General features: G+C 60.0%; 17 protein-coding genes and 1 pseudogene. 10 read left to right on the top strand and 8 right to left on the bottom strand.

Annotated elements, in window-relative coordinates; translation table 11 throughout:
• Positions 1–90 precede the first annotated feature (90 nt).
• The 5 genes and pseudogenes from ACSQ8R_RS22925 (at position 91) to ACSQ8R_RS22905 (ending at position 5,903) form a co-directional block, all read left to right on the top strand.
• Positions 91–1,338 carry a hypothetical protein gene (locus tag ACSQ8R_RS22925; RefSeq protein WP_436255695.1) on the top strand — a complete coding sequence of 416 codons (1,248 nt, stop codon included), beginning with the start codon at positions 91–93 and terminating at the stop codon, positions 1,336–1,338.
• Positions 1,339–2,284: 946 nt separating this feature from the next.
• Positions 2,285–2,494 (top strand): annotated as a pseudogene (locus ACSQ8R_RS22920) (CatB-related O-acetyltransferase); the annotation flags it as partial.
• Positions 2,495–2,583: 89 nt separating this feature from the next.
• Entirely contained in the window at positions 2,584–3,426 is an 843-nt protein-coding gene (locus tag ACSQ8R_RS22915) for a hypothetical protein (protein WP_436255694.1), read from the top strand.
• A 408-nt stretch (positions 3,427–3,834) separates the two neighbouring features.
• On the top strand, positions 3,835–5,241 hold the full coding sequence (locus ACSQ8R_RS22910; protein WP_436255693.1) for a sensor histidine kinase: 1,407 nt from the start codon (positions 3,835–3,837) through the stop codon (positions 5,239–5,241).
• Complete coding sequence (locus ACSQ8R_RS22905; protein ID WP_436257252.1) at positions 5,238–5,903, top strand: response regulator; 666 nt, start codon at positions 5,238–5,240, stop codon at positions 5,901–5,903. The genes ACSQ8R_RS22910 and ACSQ8R_RS22905 overlap by 4 nt, the downstream gene beginning before the upstream one ends.
• On the opposite strand, the gene ACSQ8R_RS22900 is transcribed toward ACSQ8R_RS22905, so the two are convergent.
• Positions 5,877–6,473, bottom strand: coding sequence for a hypothetical protein (locus ACSQ8R_RS22900; protein ID WP_436255692.1), 597 nt, complete (start codon positions 6,471–6,473; stop codon positions 5,877–5,879). The genes ACSQ8R_RS22905 and ACSQ8R_RS22900 overlap by 27 nt on opposite strands.
• A 527-nt stretch (positions 6,474–7,000) precedes the next feature.
• On the opposite strand from ACSQ8R_RS22900, the gene ACSQ8R_RS22895 reads away from it, so the two are divergent.
• The 3 genes from ACSQ8R_RS22895 (at position 7,001) to ACSQ8R_RS22885 (ending at position 8,492) form a co-directional block, all read left to right on the top strand.
• Positions 7,001–7,807 carry a DUF1236 domain-containing protein gene (locus ACSQ8R_RS22895; protein WP_436255691.1) on the top strand — a complete coding sequence of 269 codons (807 nt, stop codon included), beginning with the start codon at positions 7,001–7,003 and terminating at the stop codon, positions 7,805–7,807.
• A gap of 23 nt (positions 7,808–7,830) precedes the next feature.
• A complete protein-coding gene (locus ACSQ8R_RS22890) occupies positions 7,831–8,019 on the top strand; it encodes a hypothetical protein (RefSeq protein ID WP_436255690.1) in 189 nt (62 codons plus the stop codon).
• Between the two features lie 74 nt (positions 8,020–8,093).
• Positions 8,094–8,492, top strand: coding sequence for a DUF1236 domain-containing protein (locus ACSQ8R_RS22885; protein WP_436255689.1), 399 nt, complete (start codon positions 8,094–8,096; stop codon positions 8,490–8,492).
• Between the two features lie 93 nt (positions 8,493–8,585).
• On the opposite strand, the gene ACSQ8R_RS22880 is transcribed toward ACSQ8R_RS22885, so the two are convergent.
• The 5 genes from ACSQ8R_RS22880 to mscL all read right to left on the bottom strand — a co-directional run bounded on the left by ACSQ8R_RS22880 (position 8,586) and on the right by mscL (position 12,855).
• On the bottom strand, positions 8,586–9,377 hold the full coding sequence (locus tag ACSQ8R_RS22880) for a polysaccharide deacetylase family protein (RefSeq protein ID WP_436255688.1): 792 nt from the start codon (positions 9,375–9,377) through the stop codon (positions 8,586–8,588).
• A 131-nt stretch (positions 9,378–9,508) separates the two neighbouring features.
• The gene (locus ACSQ8R_RS22875) at positions 9,509–9,838 is read right to left on the bottom strand and encodes a hypothetical protein (RefSeq protein ID WP_436255687.1); all 330 of its coding nucleotides are present in this window, start codon (positions 9,836–9,838) and stop codon (positions 9,509–9,511) included.
• 111 nt (positions 9,839–9,949) lie between these two features.
• A complete protein-coding gene (gene galE / locus ACSQ8R_RS22870) occupies positions 9,950–10,984 on the bottom strand; it encodes a UDP-glucose 4-epimerase GalE (RefSeq protein WP_436255686.1) in 1,035 nt (344 codons plus the stop codon).
• A gap of 159 nt (positions 10,985–11,143) precedes the next feature.
• A complete protein-coding gene (locus ACSQ8R_RS22865) occupies positions 11,144–12,313 on the bottom strand; it encodes a pyridoxal phosphate-dependent aminotransferase (RefSeq protein WP_436255685.1) in 1,170 nt (389 codons plus the stop codon).
• Positions 12,314–12,429: 116 nt separating this feature from the next.
• Entirely contained in the window at positions 12,430–12,855 is a 426-nt protein-coding gene (mscL, locus tag ACSQ8R_RS22860; protein ID WP_436257251.1) for a large conductance mechanosensitive channel protein MscL, read from the bottom strand.
• Positions 12,856–13,053: 198 nt separating this feature from the next.
• On the opposite strand from mscL, the gene ACSQ8R_RS22855 reads away from it, so the two are divergent.
• Both ACSQ8R_RS22855 and ACSQ8R_RS22850 read left to right on the top strand, forming a co-directional pair.
• Positions 13,054–16,569 (top strand): hybrid sensor histidine kinase/response regulator, encoded by a 3,516-nt coding sequence (locus tag ACSQ8R_RS22855; RefSeq protein ID WP_436255684.1) that lies wholly within the window; start codon positions 13,054–13,056, stop codon positions 16,567–16,569.
• 196 nt (positions 16,570–16,765) lie between these two features.
• Entirely contained in the window at positions 16,766–18,001 is a 1,236-nt protein-coding gene (locus ACSQ8R_RS22850) for an OpgC family protein (RefSeq protein WP_436255683.1), read from the top strand.
• Between the two features lie 443 nt (positions 18,002–18,444).
• Here ACSQ8R_RS22850 and ACSQ8R_RS22845 read toward each other — a convergent pair whose 3' ends face one another.
• Complete coding sequence (locus tag ACSQ8R_RS22845) at positions 18,445–18,789, bottom strand: hypothetical protein (protein WP_436255682.1); 345 nt, start codon at positions 18,787–18,789, stop codon at positions 18,445–18,447.
• 432 nt (positions 18,790–19,221) lie between these two features.
• Positions 19,222–19,401 (bottom strand): hypothetical protein, encoded by a 180-nt coding sequence (locus ACSQ8R_RS22840; protein ID WP_436255681.1) that lies wholly within the window; start codon positions 19,399–19,401, stop codon positions 19,222–19,224.
• Positions 19,402–19,500 lie beyond the last annotated feature (99 nt).

Raw genomic sequence — 19,500 nt, 5'->3', positions numbered from 1 at the left:
CAGGAACCGCTGCCGATCCTGGCGCCACAGACATAGCCTCCATTTCTTGCGCCGGTATCCTGGAAACAGGTTTGCCCGAGGGTACCGGTGGTGACCGACGCGACAGATCGCAGGAAGCTTCTGATTGTGGAGCGAAAGCTTGAAAACAATCGTGGGCATCATCATACCCAGATTTCTGCGTTGAAGATGTTGCTCCCGGAGTTTGATGCGAACGTTGTGGCCGGAGAATCATATGATGGGTTTCTCGGGGCGGCGGTTGGAAAACTTAGCGCGACGTCGATTAAATTGGCTAGGTTGCGATCCCGATTGCAACATGGGACTGCACCTCAGAGATTGGGCGCGCTGTTCGGTGGCCTTAAGCTCGCTCATTCGGTCAGGTTGCCTAGTTCTGCCTTCGGAGCGTCGCTGGCCACGATATGCCGGCAGCTGCAATTGGGCGCGGCTGATCTTATCATCGTGCCAACAGCAGATCTTGATAGCTTTGAGTCAGCGGTTGAACTGGCGACTATATTGGCGGACAAGGCACCCAGAGTGTGCCTTCGTTTTCTTAATTCGGAATTGGGGGACCGAGATGAAAGGATCCGTGCTAAGCGGCTGAGGGCGATTCTTAGGAGATTGCCGGCGAATGTTCTCTTGTTTACCGAGACAGAGGAACTCGCAGACTATTTCCGCGACCACTTTGAAATGCCCGTGGGAGGAGGGTTTTACCTGCCTTGCAGTGTACCTGCCAGAGAAGTCCCTGACGCCGCGATCGATCGGAAGGGTAGATTCCGAATAGGGGTTTTCGGTGAGCCGAGACCTGAAAAAGGCAGTCAACGGCTTAAGTATATCGTTGCGGCAGTTGCCGAGTTGGCGGAGACTGGAAGCACGCCCCTGATTGATTTCGTCATCCAAGGTTCGGCGACGGATTTTCGTGAAGGAGGCATCTACGGAGACTTGCGGGGCTTTCTCGATGGCGGACAGAATGTGACAGTTTCTCCTCAAGACAACCGCCTTTCCCCGGAGCAATTCCAAAAGCTTTTTCATTCAGTAGATGCGGTTCTCCTGCCTTACGAAAGGACGATCTATTGCCTGCAGGGATCCGGTGTCGTTCAAGATGCAGTCGCCGGGTATAAGCCGGTCATCCACACTCAAGGAATGTCGATGATGGCGCTTCTCGCCCACGGAAATGGCGTGCCAGCGACTACGGACCGGGAATTCGCTGAAGCTATCTCAAGGGTGGCAACCGATCCTTTGCGCTTTCAGCAAGGTACAGCTCGTGCAGCCGCTTATTTTCAGGATGCCCTCGCCGCCAATCCGCTTCTGCCTCTCTTGGGCGCCCCGCTGCAAGGCAGGTGATCGGATTTAGTCGTCTGCCATACCGAAGCGGAGGTCTGGGGGCGTGTCTGATTTCGGGCTGGGGCAAGAAGTTAAGTGTCTCACTGAGTGCATAGACAGACAAGACGGTTCATCTTCGTGAGCTCCTTTGTTGCCGTTCAGAAATACCCTTGCGGCACACGTTGTGCCCGCGAAAGGCCCTTCGCATTGGAGCCGCCGCTAAGCATCCGCAGGCATCCCGGACAACCAAACCCCGAACCTATTACTGAGCTAAAAGCAGAACGTCGAGCAATTCCGGCGCGCCCTCGCCGGCTACTTGACTTTCGAAGCAGATCATTGTTCCTGCCCTTCTTGCGTAAGCAGGTGGCTTTGGGGTGAGGCGGACAAGAACGAATCCGAAAAAGCTGCAAGATTGGCGGCCTCGAAATCGATCCTCCGCCGGATATTCAACCGTCGAAGATCGAAACCCACCGTTTTACGGCGGGTTCTTATTCTTCTTGGCACGCCACTTCGTCGCCATGTAGTGGTGTGCTCGATAGCTGTGTCAAGGGTACACTGGAATATAGATTTCCTCGACGCAGCCATCCTAAAAAGGAATGTTATGTCACTGCGAAAATGGTGGTCACGACGCAAACAACGTAAGTCAGTTCTGCGAGCCCACAAAGGAGTGTCAATCTCGAAGCAAAGCCGCTTCGATAGATATACAGTATTCTCTGAGCATAACGTCCTACATAAGAACGCGGTCCTAGCAAGGACAAAACTCGGGCGCTTTACGTATATCACCGGGGCCTCCGTCACGAATGCGACGATTGGGCAGTTCTGCTCTATCGGCCCAGGTGTAAAAATAGGAGGCTTCGGTCGACACCCGGTCGATTGGGCGACGACCCACCCGGTTTTCTATTCGACGAGCAAGCAAGCCGGTGTGAGCTTCGTTGACAGTGATCATTTCGAAGAAAATGTCGGACCAGTGGACATTGGAAACGATGTCTGGATTGGCGCGAACGTTCTTATCTTGGATGGTGTAACCGTCGGTGACGGAGCAATTATCGCGGCGGGCGCGGTAGTTACTCAAAACGTTGCTTCATACGCGATTGTTGGGGGGGTACCTGCGAAGCTTATTCGCTATCGGTTTCCGCCAGTAGTAATTGAGCGCTTTTTACAGCTAAAGTGGTGGGATTGGCCGGAGGAGGAACTTCGGCGCAGAGCCGCGCAATTCCGAATGACGGCAGACGGCAATAGCCATCCTTTGTTTGAGGGCAAGCAGGCATGAAGAGCATTTTTAAACTCCTCCACCGTTCGGGAAGAGCGGCCTTGAGGACGCGTGCTCGCCAACGAAAGGATTGGCTTAAAAAAACAGACGAAGAGCGTAAGCTGCTTCTTGCAACGCAGGAGCTCCAGGATCGCCATTCGGGCCAGCGCTGCTTTCTCCTTGGAGCAGGATCATCGATTTCCCGTCAGGATCTGAGCAAGCTGGAGGGGGAAACCGTCATCAGCGTGAGCAACACGTTCGTTCACCCCCTGTTCCGAACGTTCCGACCTCGCTACCACGTCTTGCCGCCCCTAGTGTCGAGTCACGGCAAAATATACCCGACGGAAAAATTCGTCGCGTGGCTGCATGACATGGAGCAGAAAACTTTCGACGCAGAAATGGTCCTTCACATCGGCGACCGGAACATGGTTGAGCAAAATGGCCTTTTTCGCGGGCAGGTGGTCCATTGGGTTGAATACGGCTCGTGGGATGGTAGCTTCGACTTCCCGATCAATCTCGCATATATCCCTAAAATCTGGTCGGTCTCCGAGGCCGCTGTCACGCTTGCGGTTTATATGGGGTTTAGCGAAATATATTTAATTGGCTTCGATCATGACTGGTTCAACGGCAAGTTGGTGTATTTTTTCGACCATACGAAACAACACGCTATGCGGCCCGACCAAGCAAACCTTGATTTTGTGGACGCTGAATTTCAAATGCGTCGACATGCGGAAATATTCAGGAAGTATAAATATTTGAATGCGTTCCAAGGAAACATATACAATGCTAACGCCGACGAAAACCATTATTTGGATGTTTTTCCTAAGGTCGACTTTGACGGGATTTTTAGCAGCGAGTGAACTGAGCGAACCTAGGGTCTCGGTCTCCACAAATCCTAAATGGCGGTTGCCTAATCCTGCGATAGGTCATCCCTCACCCCCGGGGCCGATTCTGAATCGGTTCCATTGGCGGGAGAGGTAAATAATTGTCAAGTTCAGGCGGCACGGCCACCATCCGCCACTGGTCAACCGATCTGCCCCATTGCATGCATTCAAAATCGTTGGAAGTACCGGGATATAAAACTTGCGCGGAGTCCTGCTAAAGGGTCTCAAACGTGAGAATTGACGCCAGCACTTTTAAGACATCCATATAGATACTGCCGCGCGGTACTTGTCTCCTCTCTCTGATAATACACCCCCAATGCAACGGATTAGCCCCTTTCTGCGTTGGGCGCCATTGGCTCGCATGGTGCGGGTCGACAACATGGCATGCTGATGCGGCTCGGCGCAATTCTTGATCGCTGGAACGACCAGTCCCTCGCCCGGCAATTCCTGCTGACGGGCGGTTTGATTGCCTTCGCGGCCATGCTTCTGGTCGGCGCTTTCGTGACCAGCCTCATCGAAGCGGCAGTCACCCGCAATTCGGCCGCTTCCACCGCCCTTTATGTCGACAGCATCATCGCCCCGCTACTTCCGGACATGAAGACCAACCAGACGCTCGACGACGTCACGACCCGCGCGCTCGACGAGACCTTCGGCCAAGGGGCCCTCGGCGGTAAGGTCATATCCTTCAGGCTCTGGCGCAGGGACGGCACGATCCTCTATGCGACTGACAAAAGCATGGTGGGAAAGGAATTCGGCCCGAGCGAGAGCCTGCGGACCGCGTTTTCGGGGCAGATGGTGGCGCGCTTCGGTCTGGCCGAAGACCCGGAAAGCAAGGTCGAGCGCGCGACCGGCATACCACTTCTCGAAATCTACAATCCCATCCTGCAGCCCTGGTCGGGAGAGGTCGTCGCGGTCTCGGAATTCTACGAGGTCGCAGGTGATTTCGAGCGCAGCCTTTATCAAGCGCAGCTTCGAAGCTGGGCGGCGGTCGCCGGCGTCACGCTCGCCTTCTTCCTGATCCTCTCGGCGATCGTTTTCCGCGGCAGCCGCACGATCGACCATCAGCGGCAGGCGCTGACGCAGCGGGTGGCGGAACTCTCCGAGCTGCTTTCGCAAAACAAGGCCCTTCACGCCCGGGCCCAGCGGGCCTCGCGGCGCGCCACCGCCCTTAACGAGAGCTACCTGCGCCGGCTCGGCGCCGACCTGCATGACGGGCCGGCGCAGCTTGTGGCCTATGCGGCATTGCGGATCGACAGCCGGCTCCTGACCGATCCGGCAACACCGCCGACCGCTCGCGAAGCGGAGGTCACCACGATCAAGGCCCGCCTCGATGAGGCGATGGACGAGATCCGCAGCATCTGCACCGGGCTGGTTCTACCGCAGATCGAAGCCGCCGAGCTGCCGGACGTGCTCCACCGCGCCGTCAACGCGCACCGACAGCGCACTGGCGTCGATGTCGCGCTGGCGGTGTCGAGCGGGTCGCGGCAGCTGTCGCCCTCGGCCAAGATCTGCATCTACCGGTTCGTGCAGGAAGCGCTCAACAACGGCTTCCGCCATGGCAGAGGCATAGACCAGAGCGTTCGCCAGAGTTTCGACAACGGCAACGTCGTCATCGAAGTTGCCGACCGGGGGCCGGGGTTCGATCCTCAACGCATACGCCCCGAAGGTCTCGGGCTCGCAGGGCTCAGGGAGCGGATCGAAAGCCTCGGCGGCACATTCGCGCTCACCACATCGAAGGATGGAACCAAGGTCAGAATGTCGCTGAACGTGCATGAAATGGAGCAGGCCTGATGACAGGAATAAAGATTGCGGTCGTCGATGATCACCCGTTGTTTCGCGAAGGGGTGACGCGCAGCTTCGGGGAAATCGAGGATTTCGAGATGGTCGGCGAAGGGGGTTCCCGGGACGACGCGCTGCGCATAGTGCGGGAATTGTGCCCGGACGTGATGCTGATGGATATTTCCATGCCCGGCAACGGGCTCGAGGCAATTGCCGAAGCGCTCGATCATTGCCCGGATCTCAAGATCGTCATGCTCACCGTTTCCGAGACGAGCGAAGACATCGCGACCGCGCTGAAGCTCGGCGCAAAAGGTTATGTTCTCAAGGGCGTCGGCTCGCGCGGCCTGGCAGATGTAGTCAGAACCGTGGCGTCCGGGGAGAGCTATGTTTCGCCTGCCCTTTCGGCGCGGCTGATCGCCGGCCTGTCGGCCTCCCCGCCAAAGCCCGATCTTTTGTCCGAACTGACCGACCGCGAACAGGAGGTCCTCAGGCTGGTGGCCTCCGGACTGAGCAACAAGCGGGTGGCGCGGGAACTCGATCTTCATGAGAAGACCGTCAAACATCACATGACACGCATCCTGTCGAAGCTGAAGGTGACCAACCGGACGGAGGCAGCACTCGCTCTGCGCGATGCAACCGATCAACGCTCAGCGACCGAACGACCGCAACCTTGAGGTATCCGAGGGTGTCGCGGTTCGGTTGACGATCGTGCGGGACCGGGAATCCCGCATTTCGTAACGCCCTTGGGAAATCCGCTCCGTCGTGCCGTTGTGATGGCGCACGGTAATCGAGGTTCCACGAACGTCGACCTCGACCCCGGCTTTCGATGGAGTTGCCGGGGTTGCAGGTTGCGCGGGCGCCGCCCCGCCAGGATTTGCGGCTCCGCCTCCCGGGGCCGACCCCGCGCCCGTACCGGTTCCAGAGCCACCGGTACCTCCACCGGAGCCGGTATCGGTTCCGCCGCCGTTTCCGTTGCCGCTATTGCCGTTACCCGAACCATTTCCGTCATTACCGGATCCGCCGGCATTATCACTACCGTTGCTGTTCCCGCCGGAGCCGCCGTTGCCGTTTCCACCGTTGCTTTCGCCCGCGCCCCCGCCATTGCCATTGCCCTCCTGGGCCGCAACGCTCGACAGCGCGACCCCGAGCAAGCCATCCGCACCGGCGACAACCTTCAATGGCAGCACAGTTGCAACAATTGCGGTGAGCGCTCCGCTCAAGAACAGCATTCTACGCGTCGGCATCTTTGGCTCCTGGGTGGCCGTCTCCTGCGTGAGGCATTTCTGAAACTGTTTTGCAGGGCTAAACCCGGCATCCGCCCTGATGGTTCCGTGGCCCTCTTGCCGGTCAAAGAGCCCGCGGACCGCGATATCGGCAGCCAGCCGACAAGGCTCTGCGCTGAACAAGGACCGATGATCGCGCAGGAACCGATTCCCTCAGACAGAGAGCGCTCCCAAAGTGGCGATGAACACAAAAAGCCCCGCGACGGGAAGCAAAAGCCATCTGGCCTGGAAAACGCTGTTGTCCATGACGGAACCTCCTGAAAACCTTCAGGATCAACGACACCTTATCAGCACAGTTCCGCTATTTCATCCTCCTTTGGACCTTTACCTCGCCAGGTCGGACCAAAGGCCCAAAAATCATCAGGCCGAAGTCCCTGCCCCGCCCGACTGAAGCCCGAAGCCCGGAACGGGCCGTCGCGGCCGGAGTTCGAGCGGTGAATGCTACCCGCCCGCGGTTCGCAGGCGAACCAGAAAATGGAGGAAACATCATGAGACCATCAATGAAACACGCGCTCGCGATTGCGCTCCTGGCCGGATCAACGCTTTCGGTTGCGCCGGGGATCGCGCAAAGTCAGGCACCGGCAGCCGGAGAGGATGGCAAATCGGGCGCTCCGATCCTGCCACGCAAAGTCGTGCCGGGTTCGGATGATTCATCCGGCGCCATGAAGGCTCAGCCTCAGCAGGATATGGGCGCCGCGACACAGCAGCCACAGGGTTCGACCGGCGGTAACACCAACGCCCAGGCCCAGTCCGGCGACCAGCAGCGCCAGATGCCGAAGGGCGATAGCGCAGCTCAGGAAAAGTCCGCCAATCCGTCGAAAGCACAGGCCACCCAACCGCGCGCCAACGACAACACGGCGCAGCAGAAAACGACCGGCCAGAGCGACAGTTCCACCACCGCAAATTCCGGTTCGGGCTCGGGAACCGACGCCCGCAAACCGGCAACCGATGATACCGCCCGCCAGAACAACGACACACAACAGCCCGGTTCAAACCAGGCCGCCACCACCGATAAACCCTCCAACGAAACCACCGGCAGCATCAATATTTCGTCCGAACAGAGGACGGAAGTGCGCAAGATCCTGGTTCAGAACAAGGTCGAGCCGGTCGATGTCGATGTCGAGGTCAATGTCGGGGTCGCCATTCCGACGACGGTGGAATTGCATCCGTTGCCCCCGCGCATCGTCGAGATCGTGCCGGCCTATCGCGGCTACGAATATTTCGTGCTTGCCGACGGTCGGATCATCATCGTCGAGCCTTCGAGCCACAAGATCGTCTACATCCTGGTCGGCTGAGTGCTGAACGCAGGAGGGAAACCATGGGTGACCGAGAACCGACAGGGATCCATACGGGCGGCAGCGGCGGCTGGGCCGTCGCCGTCATCCTCCTGATCGCCGCCATCACAGGCGGGCTCTTCCTCTTCGAAGGGGGTTACCTCGGAAACCGTGACATCGGCATCAAATTGACCCTGCCAAAGATCGAGGTGCCGGCGCCCGTCACACGATAGACGGCCTCGATCGCATTTCACGGGTGCGGTGCCAACCAACCAACCGCCCCATAAAACCCAGAAGGAGATCCATCATGAAGACCAAGATCCTCGTTCTTTCCGCCACAATGCTGGGCGTCCTCGCCCCCGTCGCCTCGGCCCAGCAGGGTACCGTCAATGGTGCAGCCGGCGGAGCCGTCACCGGTGCGATCATCGGAGGCCCGGTCGGTGCAGCGGTTGGCGGCGTGGCCGGCGCGGTTGCCGGGACCGCAATCGACCCGCCGCCAGAACGCGTCGTTACCTATGTTGAAAAGGCCCCTGCCCCGGCATCGCCCGTCGTCGTCAAGGAGAAGATCGTCGTCGGCAAGCCCATCCCGGAGACCGTCGTGCTGACCCCGGTTCCGGACAGCCCGAAATACGCCTATGCGGTGGTGAACGAACAGCGTGTGATCGTCGATCCACAGACCCGCACAGTCGTCCAGGTCGTCCGCTAAATCCCCAACAGCCTCGGCAACAGCTCGGGGAGAGACGGAACCCGTCTCTCCCCGAGCTGCATCAAAAATTACCAGCCGGACCGCCTGCCACGCTCACTGGGTCGTGTCGTCGTCGCCCATGCCGTCGACGTCCGAAAGGCGCACGAATTCGACGCCGCGTCGTTTCAGGGCAGTGAGCGCGCGGGCCACGCCCTCGCCGGCCGCATGGGTCGGCTGGTTGATATGCGCGAGGACGACATCGCCGTCCTTAGCGGCGGCGATGCGTTTTTCAGCGACGTCAGCACCGAGCAGGGAGCCACCGTCGCCATTCAGCGAATAACCGGCGACCCGATACCCCATATCCCGAATCTGGCGGATGGCGGACGGATCATATTTGGCGGTCGAGCCGCGGAACCAGCGCGGCGCGGCCAAACCTGCCGCAAGCATGGCATCGGCGCCACCTGACACTTCCTGGCGAACGGCTTCCGGTGACCCGGCAGCGGCGATGCCGTAGATCAGGACCGGCTTATCGACCGCCGGCACATGGTTCTGGCCGTGGTTCTGCAATTCGAACAGATCGAGGTTGTTCAGAAAGATTGCCACCGACTGCGGGTTGTTTCTCAGCCAGCGGGCGGTGACGAAAATGGTCGCGGGAATGCGTTCCCGAACCAGCGTCGATAATATGCGCTCGTCCGCCTTGCCCATGCAGGCATCGAAGGTCAGCGCCACCCGGGGGCGGCTGGCATTGCCGGAACGGCTGACATGCAGATGCGGCTCAACCAGCTTGGGAGCGGGAATGGCGCCTTGTATCACGGATGGCCCTGGGGACTGCTTCTGGGGCAGATTTTGAGCATCGACCGTTGGAGGCAGCAGTAGGAGGAAGATAGATAGCAGAGCGTGTCGCATGATGGGGTGCCGATATCGGGAAGCCTTCCCTTATCGACAAATCCTTAAAGACGCCATGCGACGGAATCGACTCCTACTAAAAAAGGCCGCTCCGTTGCGGGGCGGCCTTCTTCGGGAAAAGACATTCTGTATCAGCAGTTCGTAGCCTGGCCGTTGGTGTTCGTGCCGGCCTGGCCCGAGGGAACCGATGCGGTGCCGGTCGGGTCAGGCGTAGTGGCAGAACCGCTGGTCTGAAGGTTCGGTGCGCAGTTGGTGCGCGTGTCCTTCGTGCCCGCCGCATTGCCCATGGCGCCGCCGCTCGTGCTGTTGGTGGCGCTGGGATCGATCTTCTGGCTGCCGCTGCTATCGCTCGCCGAGGTCCCGCCGGCACCTGCATTCCCCTGGACGCTGGCCTGGGCGAGCGCGCCGCCGGCCGCCAGGCCGAGGGAAAGCATCGATACGGTAATAAGCTTGAAAGTCATGGAATTTCCTCCGTTAGACCACCGGCACAACCGGCGAATTGGGTTAGCCCGTCGAAGGTCAAACCCGGAAGAGCCGAGGATGTTCCATGAATTCCCGTGTCGATCGGGACTTTAGAAGCGTGCCGAGGCCAGCCTGCTCTGCAGCGACTTGAGGTCTTCGGCCTTGCGGGAAGCCAGACCCTTCTCCCAGGAAATCGCGGTCTCGACGATGAGATCGAGATCGTCGTGGCGCGGGTTCCAGTCAAGCAGCCGGCGCGCGAGCGTCGAATTGGCGACCACGCTTGCAGCATCGCCCGGCCGCCGCGGACCATAGCGGATTTCGAACTTGCGACCGCCGACCCGCATCACCGCGTCCAGAACCTCAAGGACCGAATAACCGCGGCCGTAGCCGCAATTGGCGACCAAGGGCTCGCCGCCGCGACGCAGGTAGCTCAGGGCCTTCAGATGCGCCTCCACCAGGTCCGTGACATGGATATAGTCGCGGATGCCGGTGCCGTCCGGTGTCGAATAATCGGTTCCATAGACATCGACCCCACGGCGTTTGCCGAGTTCGGCCTCGCAGGCGATCTTGATGAGATGGGTGGCACCTTCGGTCGACAGTCCCGTGCGGCCGAGCGGATCGGCGCCGGCGACGTTGAAATAACGCAGCGCGACGAAACGGAAATCATGGGCCGCTGCGGCATCGCGCAGCATCATCTCCGACATCAGCTTCGATTGACCATAGGGGTTCTTCGGATGCAGGTCGGCGTTCTCGAAGACGGGAGTGTCGTCTTTCTGGTCTCCATAGACGGCAGCCGTCGAAGAGAAGACAAAATGGCGAATGCCGGCAGCGATCGCGGCTGCGGCAAGCAACCTCGTATTGCCGGTGTTGTTTTCGTAATAATCGAGCGGGTTGGCGACCGATTGCGGCACCACGATCGAGCCCGCGAAATGCAGGATCGCATCGATGTTATTTTCCGCGAAGACCTGCGCAAGAATGGTCCGGTCGCCGACATCGCCGAGATAGAAACGCGCCTCGGCCGGCACGGCCCAGCGAAAACCGGTCGAGAGCCTGTCGAGAACGACAACTTCCTCGCCCGCGTCGAGCAAAGCCCAGGCCATGTGACTGCCGATGTAACCCGCGCCGCCTGTCACCATAACTGCCATGTCTATACTTCCCTGCTTTCTTATCGTTGGCAGGAGAAAAACATGGGCATTCTTCAGCAATGCTTACCCGACGCCGGTCGCGCCGGGTTTATCTGGACCCAAGGCAAACATGCTCTTGAGCAGATCGCTCGAATTTTATCGTTTGTGTGCCGGAACGGCTCAAAGGCGCTTGATGTAGTCGGAAAGGCGGCCGGCTGCCTCTTCGATCTGCTTCGGATCGCGCAGGAAGCAGGCGCGCAGGAAAAGCTCGCCGCCCTTGCCGAAAGCCGAGCCGGGCGCCAGCGCCACGCCAATCTTGTCGACGATATCGAGCGCCGCGCTGCGGCTGTCGGTGATGCCATCGACCTTGACGAAGGCGTAGAGCGCACCATCGGGCTTGAGGGTTTCGACCCGGTTGGTGGCAATCAGCGCGTCGCAGAGGATGTCTCGCGCCTGGGTCGCCCTGGCGATATTCGCGTTCACGAAATCGTCCCCCTGGTTGAGCGCCACGACCGCACCGCGCTGCAGGAACTGGGCGACGCCGGAATTCGAATACTGGACCAGGTTTTCGATGACCTGTCCCATTTCCGGCGGAGCGACGATCCAGCCGACCCGCCAGCCGGTCATCGACCAGTTCTTGGAGAAGGAATTGGCGAAGATGATCCGGTCGCCCTCCTCCATGATGTCGAGGAAGGACGGAGCGCGGGCAGTGCCGCCGTAATAATAACGGGCATAGATCTCGTCGGCGATGATCCAGATGCCGTGCTTACGGGCAAGCGCCAGGATGTTCTCCAGATCTTCGAGGGTCGCGGTCCAGCCGGTCGGGTTGGCCGGGGTGTTGATGAACAGGCCCTTCGTCTTCGGCGTGATCCTGGCCTCCAGCTTGGCGAGATCGAGCGACCAGCGGCCACCGACGAAATCGAGCGGCAGGCCGACGGAATGGGCGCCGGAAATCTCGATCGCCGAAATGATGTTCGGCCAGGTCGGCGAGAGATAGATCAACTCGTCGCCGGGCGAGGTCACGGCTTGCACCGCCAGCATGATCGCATGCATGCCCGAACCGGTGACATAAAAGTGCTCGACCGGCAAGGAAACGGAAAAATGCCGCGCGTAGTAGTCCGAAAGCGCCTGACGCAGTTCGGGAATGCCGCGCTGCCATGTGTAGAAGGTTTCGCCGCCCAACAGCGCTTCGGTGGCGGCCCGGTTGATGAAATCCGGGCTCGGCAGATCGCCTTCACCGGCCCAGAGCGGGATCAGTCCCTCCCGCCCGCGGGCGTAGTTGAGGACCTCGACAATGCCGCTTTCGGGCGCCGCAACGGCGCGGGGGCTGAGACTGGAGATGATCGACATGGGATTCCCTTGGCTTGTTTCCCACTTCTTTAGCGCAGGAAAGCCGCGAGATCCCATGATAATCCGTGACGCGGAGATCGATTCCGATGATGAATCGTGGCAATGTGATCAAAAGATCACTTCGCCTTCAGGATGTCGCGGATTTCGCTCAGCAGCTGAATGTCGGCTGGCGGCGGGGCCGGCGCTTCTTCAGCCGACTTCTTTTCATCGGCGAGGCGCATCTTGTTCACGGCCTTCACCATCAGGAAGATGATGAAGGCGAGAATCACGAAGTTGATGAGGACGGTGATGAAATTGCCGTATGCAAAGACCGCGCCCTGTTCGCGGGCAGCGGCGAGCGACGGCGCCGTGACCGCGCTCGACAGCGGCAGGAAGTAATTCGAGAAATCGAAGCCGCCGCCGGTGATCGCGCCGACGATCGGCATCACGATGTCATCGACCAACGATTTTACGATGCCCGTGAAAGCGGCGCCGATGATGATACCGACCGCGAGGTCGATGACATTGCCCTTGGCAATAAAGGAACGGAATTCGCTGATCATCGACATCGCCAACATCCCCCATGGCTTTTTCAGGTTTCAATAAAACGCAACATAGCGTTTTCTGCCGATGTGAAAAGATCCCGTTCGCCAAAGGCTTAAATGCGACCGTCTATTGGACTTTTTGCCGAGAGACCGCCTGATTTCCAAGCGCATGCTTTTCCCCTAATGTTCAACTCCTGGGACGTTTGCGGAGGAGTGATGCTTCCTGGCTGGGTCATTTTCGTTTCGGCTTTCGCCTATGTCCTGCTGTTGTTTGCAGTGGCGAGTTACGGCGACCGGCGGAGCCGTGTCTTCGGCGTGCCAAGGAACGGCCGTCCGATCGTCTATGCGCTGAGCCTTGCGATCTATTGCACCTCCTGGACCTATTTCGGTGGCGTCGGGCTCGCTTCGCAGAAGGGCCTGGAATTCACCGGCATCTATATCGGCCCGATCCTCGCCTTCACGCTCGGCATGCCGATCATCCGGCGCATCGTCGAGCTCGCCAAGGCCGAGAAGCTGACGTCGGTCGCGGATTTCATCGCTGCCCGCTACGGCAAGAATTCCACAGTGGCGATGATCGTCGCGATCATCGCGCTGGTCGGCACCATCCCCTATATCGCGCTGCAGCTGAAGGCGGTGTCGAGCTCCGTCGCCGTCATGGTCAATCCGTCGGATTACGGGATCGGCAGCGGCAATCTCTATTTCATCGACCTGGCGCTGATCGTCACGCTGATGATGGCCTGTTTCGCAGTCATCTTCGGCACCCGCCACACGGATGCGACGGAACACCAGGACGGGCTGATCCTCGCGGTGGCGATGGAATCTGTGGTCAAGCTGCTCGCGTTTGCGACGGTCGGCTTTTCGGTCTTCTTCATCCTGTTCGACGGGCCGTCCGACCTGCTCGCCAAGGCGTCGGAAAACATGCTGGTCGGTTCGGCGCTCGCCTACGAGACGCCGATCAGCCGCTGGCTGATCCTGATCGCGCTGTCGGCGTTTGCGATCATCATGCTGCCGCGGCAGTTCCACGTGACCGTGGTCGAGAACCGCACGACCAAGGAACGCAAGATGGCGAGCGCGCTTCTGCCGCTCTACCTCGTCGCCATCAATATCTTCGTGCTTCCGGTCGCCATGGCCGGGCTGATCACCTTCGGCGGTACCGGCGACGCCGACCTCTACGTGCTGACGCTGCCGCTCGCCGGCGAACTGAAGGTGGTTTCGCTGATCGCCTTCATCGGCGGCTTCTCCGCCGCAACGGCGATGGTCATCGTCGAATCGGTGGCGCTTTCGATCATGGTGTCGAACGACATCATCATCCCGATCTTCCTCAGGCAGCGGCTGATGGCAGCACGCTCCGGCCAGCGCACGGACTTTACGCGCACGCTGCTGCACATCCGCCGCGTCGCGATCTTCGGCGTTCTGATCCTCGGCTATGCCTATTACCGCATGGCCGACAGCCAGTCCGGCCTCGCCTCGATCGGCCTGCTGGCCTTCGCGGCGATCGCGCAGGTGGCGCCGGCCCTCCTCGGCGGTCTCGTCTGGCGCCGTGCCAACGCCCGTGGCGCGATCCTCGGCATGTCCTTCGGCTTCCTCGCCTGGGCGTACCTGCTGTTCGTGCCGAGCCTGGGCGGTCCGGACAATTCCCATGTTGCCACCGCCGTCCTCAATTTCCTGTTCCCCGGCACCGGCCTATTCTCCGGACCACTGACGGACCCGCTGGTCAACGCGACGATCTTCAGCCTGACGCTCAACATGCTCGCCTTCATGCTCGGCTCGCTGTCGCGCAATCCGCGTCCGGTCGAACGTATCCAGGCCGGCATCTTCGTCAAAAGGCACCTGCGCTCGCAATTCGCCACCCGCGGCTGGAAGACCCGGGTCAGCGTCGGCGACCTCAAGACGGCAATCGCCCGGTATCTCGGCGAGGAGCGCATGCGGCGCTCCTTCTCCAATTACGAGAAGACGGCCGGCCGTACGTTCAGCGACGACCAGCCCGCCGACATGGCGATGATCCATTTCTCCGAACAGCTGCTCGGCAGCGCCATCGGCTCGTCCTCCGCCCGGCTTGTCCTGTCGCTGATCATGCAGAAGGCGGAGGATACCAATTCCGACACCGCCTGGCTGCTCGACCAGGCAAGCGAGGCGCTGCAATATAACCAGGACATGCTGCAGACCGCCCTTTCGCAGATGGACCAGGGCATCGCCGTGTTCGATAATACGGAACGCCTGACCATCTGGAACCGGCGCTTCCGCAACCTGCTCGACCTGCCGGAACAGGTCGGCCAGGTCGGTTTTCCGCTGGCCGACATGGTCGCCATCCTTTCGGAACGCGGCGATATCGCGGCAGTCGATCAGGCCGCAGTGATCCGCCAGTTCCAGACGCTCGATGCGCCCTTCTCGCTGGTGTTGAACGGCGGCGAGCGGATCATCGAAGTGCGCTCCAATGCCATGCCGGACAAGGGCATCGTCGCGACCTTCACCGACATTTCCGAGCGCGTCGCCGCCGACCAGGCCCTGAAACAGGCAAACGAGACGCTGGAACAGCGGGTCGGCGAACGCACCGCCGAGCTTACCCGCGTCAACAAGGAGCTCGCCGAGGCGCAGGCCTCCGCCGACGAGGCGAATATCGGCAAGACGCGGTTCTTTGCCGCCGCCGGCCACGACATCCTGCAGCCGCTGAACGCCGCCCGGCTTTATTCCTCGGCGTTGGTCGAGCGGCTCGGCGCATCCGACAACAATGGCTCGCTGGTGCGCAACATCGATTCGGCGCTGGAATCGGTCGAGGCGATCCTGGGCGCCGTTCTCGACATATCGAGGCTCGATACGGGCGCCATGAAGCCGCGTTTCACCACCGTGCCGCTCGATGACCTTCTGAAACGCATCGAGACCGACTATGCGCCGATGGCGCGCGAAAAGGACCTGGAATTCCTGGTCATGCCGACCTCGCTGAAGGTACGCTCGGATGCCAACCTGTTGCGGCGGCTGGTGCAGAACCTCGTCTCCAACGCGATCAAATACACGATCGACGGCAAGGTGCTGCTCGGCGCCCGCCGGCGGGGGGACCAGGTCATCATCGAGGTGCTCGATTCCGGCATCGGCATCCCGCCTTCGAAATTCCGCACCGTGTTCAAGGAATTCGCCCGGCTGGACGAAGGCGCCAAGACCGCAACAGGCCTGGGGCTCGGCTTGTCGATCGTCGACCGCATTTCGCGGGTGCTCAACCATCCGGTCCAGCTCGCCTCGACGCCCGGCCGCGGCACGACCTTCCGGGTACAGGTGCCCATGGACCTCACCGCATCGCAGACGGTCCGCGCCGCCGACCAGGTCGAGCGCCGCAAGCGCTCGCAGCCGCTCAACGGGCTCAGGGTTCTCTGCATCGACAACGAACCGCGGATCCTCGAAGGCATGGCGCTGTTGATCACCGGCTGGGGCTGCACGGTCGGCCAGGCGGATTCGCTCGCCGCCCTCGACGAGATCGTCGCCCGCCGCGAACCGCCGCCGGAGATCATCATTGCCGACTATCATCTCGACGACGGCAACGGCATCGAGGCCGTTCTCAAACTTCGCCAGAAATACCAGGCGGACATCCCGGCGCTGATCATCACCGCCGACCGCACCCCGGAAGTGCGCGCTGAAGCGGAGCGGCACGACATCGGCGTGCAGCACAAGCCGGTGAAGCCCGCCGCCATGCGGGCCTACCTCACGCAGGTTGCAGGGCTCAAGCGCGTCGCGGCGGAATAGTCTGAACGCCAACCAACCTGGCGTTCATCGCGGAGTCATCACGCACAGTTTACGGTAGATCAGGTCTAAACGCTCAAATAGGGCTGGAACTGTCCGGCTTTTTGCCGCGTTTAGCCGCGTACATCCTGGCCCGCAGAGGCCTTACGGACCGAAGGGCGAAAGCTGTCGGAACCGGCAAAGACGGAGACGGCGACCGATGAAACGCTTTGATATTATTGATGGTATGCGAGGATATTTCCTCGTGTTCATGGTGCTCAACCACCTGATCTTCGCCGGCGGTTATCTTCTGGTGAAGATCAACCACAATCAGCTCGCCTTCGTGGAGGATGCCCAGGGCTTCGTCTTCCTGTCCGGCCTGCTGATCGGCATGGTCTATGCGAAAAAGATGCTGAAAAACGGCTATGCGGCCGGCCGCACGGCGATCTACAACCGCGCCTTCGAGCTTTATCGTTATGCGATGGGCATCGTACTAGTTGTGCTTGTCGCCCAGATGCTGTTGCCCGGGGCCTATTCGGTCTGGTTCAATTGGCTGGGTTACACGACCTTCGATGACCCGCTGCGTCTAGCCGCGATCGCGACCTTCCTGTACCAGCCGACCTTCATGGACATCCTGCCGCAATATATCGTCTACATGCTGTTTGCCCCGATCCTGGTGAAGCTGGTGCTGGAGGACAAGTGGCATTATGTCGTGGCCGGTTCGGTGATCCTGTGGATGGCGGCCCAGCTTGGCCTGCAGCAGATCGCCACGACGCCGCTCAACGACATGGTGATGGGCGCGGACGACCAGGGGATCCGGGTGTCGTTCAACCTGCTCGGCTGGCAGGTCGTGTTTTATTCGGGTCTCGTGCTCGGCGCGCTGACCTCGGCCGGCAAGATCAAGTGGGGCAATATCCTGTCCCCGGACAACACCTTCATTCCGAAGGTGGCGCTGTTGATGGTGCTCTTCTTCCTGCCGCTGCGCCTGATCACCGCGCATGAGCTGATGCCGCCGCACATGATCGGCAAATTCGCCTCGATGGAAATCCGCGCCGATTTCGGCCCGGTCTATCTCCTCAACTTCGCCGCCGTCGCAATGCTGGTGACCTGGCTGATCGTCGCGGGTCCGAAGCACAAGGACGAGTGGGTGCGCCGCATCGCCGGTGCGATCACCTGGGTGTTCTCGATCAAGTACCTGCAGCTGCTCGGCCGCCACTCGCTCTATGTCTATGTGTGGCACGTCGCGATCGTCTATTTCGTCTATTATTTTGACGGACGGACGCCCGAACTCAACGAGTTCACCAAGACCGCGATTGCCCTAGTCTCGATCGCGCTGCTGTCGCTGCCCGCCCTGTGGCGCGAACGCGACAAGCTGTTCGGCACGGCGGAACCGGCCCCGGTCAAGGTGCAGCAGCCGGCAAATCCGGGAGCACCGCAGCAGATGGTCATCCGGTAAGGCGGCACGAGCCCGAAGTGAAAAAAAGGGCAGTGGCTAGGCCACTGCCCTTTGAGTTTCAACACGTCGCAACAGATCCGCCATCATCCGCACAACCAGCCACGGATCTCTCCGGCCAAGCCGGGGGATGACGGAGGGTGGGCGCCACGCTTTTATGAGCTCAAGGTCGGTGCACGGATCCGCGATGCTTCGGTCCGCGCACCAACGCCCCTCAGCGTCGAAGCCGGACAACAAATCGCAGTGGGGCTTACGGAACCACCGCAACATACTCTTAAATCAACGCAAGATTTGCCAAAGCAAAAAAATGGCCACCTCCAAATTCAGGGGTGGCCGTTCTCTTTTGCCGGTCGGGGAAGAAAGCAGCCGTCACGAGCACGGCGCCGTCCGTCGACGTCACCGGCGGTAGCCTGCCGGGCTCATGGTCAGGCTGGGCGGAAATCTGCTCAGAATTCGATCTCAAGCCCGTCTTCGCAGAAATCGAACTTGGCGGGTTCAGATTCGCTGCCGTCTGCGTAGGTCGCCTTGACCCATTGTACGCAGCTTTCGCTATTTGTGGTCTGGTCCCATACGAGGTTTGCAGTCTTGCCTGGCTTGATGCCGCTGCCAACGTCAAAATAGCCCCAGTCTTTTTTATTTTCAGACACCAATACCTTGGTTATGGCGGCTTTGGTTGTATTGGTAGCTGTGAAAGAGAACTCTGCCGCATGGGCGGCAGTGGTCGTCAATCCATTCCACGCGACACTGAAAGTGATTGCAACAACACTTAGGCGCATTCCATTGAAATTCATTTTATATCCCCGGATGAGTGTGAGTTTTATACTGACCCTTCTTGCATTGTACTTAATGGAAGTCCATGGAAATAATTGTCTCCCGTCCTTCTTGGTAAATGCCGGCTTTTGGAAGTTGACAATGCTGGTTCAACAACCCGCATGAAGGCGCGAAGCTACCTCGAAGACCGTAACGCTCTTTGTCGCTTCGGGCGGGAAACCGACGACAACTTCCCGTGAGCAGCCCAAAAGCATGCAGCTTTGGTACGGAAGGTCGATTTAACGGCTCACTGCCACTGATCGTGCGCGCCGATTTCAGGTCTGTTGCGCGAGTTCGTTTTGAATCCCTTTGATCGTCGGGTCTTCCCGCCAAAAATTTGGTAATCTTGGCTGTTGCCATGAATGCCATCTGATCTTGCGGGTTACACCTACGAACACGCTCTCTCGGCCCCCTCACCTCCGGTGCGCCAATCCGCCATACTGTATCAGCTTGCGCTCATAGATGCCGCCCGCCATATCGACGCAGCGGCGCATCCCCGGATACCCTCCTATCCACTTGCCCGTCGCCCGGTACGGGGGCGCTGCCTGCTGTTCGGCCGACCGATAGGCGGCAATGACTTCCTCCTTAGTCATCACGGTGTGTTCCGGGTGCGCCCGATCGAACGAGGCACGTAGCTGCCGCGGCCGGTCGGGATCAGGATCTTAGTGTTCTATGGCGAGAAGTCGCTGAAG

It is taken from the genome of Neorhizobium sp. LjRoot104, assembly GCF_964253725.1.
In the GTDB taxonomy this organism is placed as follows: domain Bacteria; phylum Pseudomonadota; class Alphaproteobacteria; order Rhizobiales; family Rhizobiaceae; genus Neorhizobium.
The sequence above is the reverse complement of the archived record's forward strand: the minus strand, read 5'-3'. Positions and strand labels throughout refer to the sequence as shown.